The sequence below is a fragment of the Desulfonatronospira sp. genome (assembly GCA_003563255.1).
Classification (GTDB): Bacteria; Desulfobacterota; Desulfovibrionia; order Desulfovibrionales; family Desulfonatronovibrionaceae; genus Desulfonatronospira.
This window is the reverse complement of sequence record PWSL01000302.1, coordinates 1-3,589: the sequence shown is the minus strand read 5'-3', so window position 1 is coordinate 3,589 and position 3,589 is coordinate 1. Positions and strand designations below refer to the sequence as shown.

Genomic DNA, 3,589 nt, shown 5'->3' with positions numbered 1-3,589 from the left:
TTGGTTTTATTGGAAAAAATAAGTGCGGGGAGAGCCAGTCCCCGCAGGTCAATCATAAGTTTCGCTGTAGTGGTAAGTCTTCCTTAGGAAAATAAGTGCCGGGTGCCTGTCCCCGGTGGCCGAGGCGATAATTTACAATAAAGCATGCAGAGGACAGGCACCTCCGCACTTGTTTAATTTAGAGGCGTGCCACCCGGGCGGACCGGGACCGAACCGAACTGACACCCCTCGTTCCCAACTGACACCCCTCGTTCCCAGGCTCCAGCCTGGGAACGTTTAGTTCTTGCGGCTCCAGCCGCTTCTTCAAAATGTGGCTGGAGCCACAAAAAAGTGGTGTTCCCAGGCTGGAGCCTGGGAACAAGAGCAAATATCCTGAAATTAGCAAGTACCTGATTTTATTGCCAATACGATTCTAGTTACTTGTAAGCGCTTGACAGTTACCTGTTAAACAAGTTGCGCTGTAGTTATAACCAGAAACTTTATACAGTAATGTTACCAGATAACCGAGATAATGCAAGCTTACTATTCATCAGGCTATAGACGCTTTTTCCGCTGGATTTGTCCGAAATCCGGCCCTGAAAAATGCAGGGAATTTCTTAAAAGGGAAGGATTCATATTCAACCGGGTGCCTGAGGTTCCCGGGGCCTGGGTGGAAACAGGTGCGCCTGGGGGACTTGGAGCCAGTCTGGCCTGGTATTTCGGGTTTATCTACATCCAGGATCTCTCGTCCATGCTGCCGGCTATCCTGTTGGATCCTGCACCTGGAAATGTCGTCCTGGATATGTGTGCCGCCCCTGGAGGCAAAAGTGCTCAGCTCTCGGAAATGGTAGGAGATGACGGGTTGGTGATAGCCAATGATCCTTCCCGGGACCGGCTGGGCATCTTGAGGGCCAACCTTGAAAGATTGAATGTGTCCAATGTTGTGAGTACCTGCTATGCTGGACAGGAAATGCCCCAAGGTATCCAGTTTGACTGCATACTGGTGGATGCTCCATGCAGCGGCTGGGGAACGGTCAAGAAAAACCCGGCTGTGACCAGGATATGGAAAAAAGAAAATATCAATCCCCTGGTGGTGCTGCAAAGACGGTTGCTTTACAAGGCGGCTTTAATGCTTGCCCCCGGGGGAAGGCTGGTTTACTCTACCTGTACCACCAATGCACAGGAAAACCAGGAACAGGTGAGGTGGATTTTAAGCCGAAGCAGTTTGAAGCCTTCATCCAGAACAGGGGATTTGCTGATGCAGTCAGGCTTGCCCGGTTTGGATAGTCCTGGCGCAGGAATGCTCTGTATGGAGGGAAAACAGGCCGGAGCGCAGAGTTTTTTTATGGCCGCCCTGGAAAAGCCTTTAGAAACTGCCGGGGTCCAGGAAAGTATTGGACTGAAGCCGCCTGTAACCTGGGAAAGAGTGGAACCGGGGGATCTAGTAAAGAATATGCCTTTGAATACCTGGCTTTATGCCTTTTCAGACAAGGTTTTTCTGGTGCCGGATGCTGCTTTGCCTTATGTTGAGCGGGGTTTGAGGGTTAAAGGTATTTTTGCAGGCAGAATCAAAAAACCTGGTTTTGTTCCAGGTCCCCGGTTGCGCGTTTTTCTGGAGGAAAAAAACAGCCATGGATATCAGGCCCGGGAAATTCAGGAAGTCCATGCCCTGGTATCCGGGCAGAGTCTGGAGTATTGCCTGCAACCAGAATACAAAATGTTGCCGTTCTACTGGCGGGGCCTTCCCCTGGGCTGGTTACACCACCGTAAGTCCAGGATTTTCTGGTCCGATAAGTAACACTACAGCGAAGTATCTGTCAGCGCTTTGGGTTTGTCATAATATAAGTGTTCCATAATGCTTGCATAATCTGGTGGTTTATCGCTCCCACGCTCTGCGTGTAAGCGTAGCCCGAGCGCTCCTGCGGTCATTGTGGACGCGGAGCGTCCGGGGAATGTTCCCACGCAGAGCGTGGGAACAATAAGAAGACAAATATAACACTTATATCGTGACAGATCCTTTGCATGTGGCTCGGGGACAGTCCCAGTCCTGGTGCCTGTAATCAACACCGAGGACCCCGTGAATGGTTACACGGGACTGAGTAGTAGTGATAATAAACACCTGCGGAGTTATTTATGGATGATTTTTTCAATGTCCTGCAGATTGAAGAGCTTACTGATATATTACAGAAAGTTCCCTGCCTGGAGAAGGAAGAGCTTGAGCTTGAGCATTGCCGCGGCAGGTATCTGGCTTCTGATGTGACCGCCCCTGAGGACCTGCCGGCCACCAACAGGTCCTGCATGGACGGGTATGCAGTGAAGGCCGCAGATACTTTCGGGGCTTCCGAAAACAACCCGGCCTATCTGGAAAAAATTAAGGATCTGGGCATCTGTGATATACCGGATTTTGCCATGACCCCGGAAAGTTGCGCAGGGGTAGTCACCGGGGGGGTGCTTCCGCAAGGTTCGGATGCAGTGGTCATGCAGGAATATACCCATGAAATGGGGGCTGGTACCATTGAGATAAGAAGGCCTGTGGCTCCCTGGGAAAACGTCATGTTCCGGGGCGAGGATGTAACCAGAGGGGATACAGCCATTGCAACTGGACAACGCGCAGGGTTCAGACATACCGCTATGATGGCGGCCCTGGGTATCAAGAGTTGGTTATTTTACAAAACCCCCGGCGTAGGCATTATTTCCACCGGAGATGAACTTATGGAAATATCCAGCCCCATGCAGGCCGGGCGTATCAGAGACGTCAACAGCCACGCCCTGGCGCACCTGGTGCGCGGGTGTAATGCTGAACCCCGGTTATTTGGGATTATCCGGGACAGGGAGGCGGACCTGAAGAAAGCACTGGAAACCGCACTGGAAACAAGTGATGTTCTGCTCATCTCGGGAGGCAGCTCAGTGGGACAGCGCGATTTCACCCTCAAAGCCATGCAGGCCATCGAGGGCCTGGAAATCCTGGCCCATGGGCTGGCCATCAGCCCGGGCAAACCCACCATATTCGCCAGGATAAATAATAAATATGTCTGGGGACTGCCGGGTCAGGTCGGCTCGGCCCAGGTGGTCATGCTGGTCCTGGTGCTGCCCTTTTTGAACCACCTGCAGGGTGCACAACATGCCTTTAACGAAGACGAAACCGGCCTGGTGCAGGCCAGGCTTACGCGCAATCTGGCATCCAGATATGGACGCAAGGATTATGTGCGGGTAAGGCTGGGAGAGGATGAGCAGGGCTTTACAGCCACCCCGGTGCTTGGCAAATCCGGACTTTTGAAGACGGTTTTCCAGGCCGATGGTCTGATATGGATCCCTTCCAACTATGAAGGACTGGCCAGGGGCGAAAAGGTCAAGGTCAGGATTCTGCCTTGACAGGCTTACTTGTAACTATTCAGGGGGGTGCCCGATACCGGCCTGGGGACAGTCCCCGGTGGCCGAGGTGTTTAAGCTGGAAGGGGACTGGCTCCCCGCACTTATTATAATAATCCGTAACACTACAGCGAAACTTATAAAATTTTATGCCTGCCTCAATTGGGGACAGGCACCCCCGCACTTATTTTTATTAAAAATGATCTTGGTTTTATTGGAAAAAATAAGTGCGGGGAGAGCC

Annotated in this window: 2 protein-coding genes; both read left to right on the top strand. The window is 52.0% G+C overall.

What is annotated here, in order from left to right; genetic code table 11:
- Positions 1–511 precede the first annotated feature (511 nt).
- Positions 512–1,777 (top strand): RsmB/NOP family class I SAM-dependent RNA methyltransferase, encoded by a 1,266-nt coding sequence (locus QZP87_RS08985; RefSeq protein ID WP_291322584.1) that lies wholly within the window; start codon positions 512–514, stop codon positions 1,775–1,777.
- A gap of 335 nt (positions 1,778–2,112) precedes the next feature.
- Positions 2,113–3,351, top strand: coding sequence for a gephyrin-like molybdotransferase Glp (glp, locus tag QZP87_RS08980; RefSeq protein ID WP_291322583.1), 1,239 nt, complete (start codon positions 2,113–2,115; stop codon positions 3,349–3,351).
- The last annotated feature ends 238 nt before the right edge of the window (positions 3,352–3,589 follow it).

Bases quoted from the DNA above. Each gene is read 5' to 3' on its own strand.
- QZP87_RS08985 (WP_291322584.1), top strand. From the start codon at position 512: ATGCAAGCTTACTATTCATCAGGCTATAGACGCTTTTTCCGCTGGATT.
- glp (WP_291322583.1), top strand. From the start codon at position 2,113: ATGGATGATTTTTTCAATGTCCTGCAGATTGAAGAGCTTACTGATATA.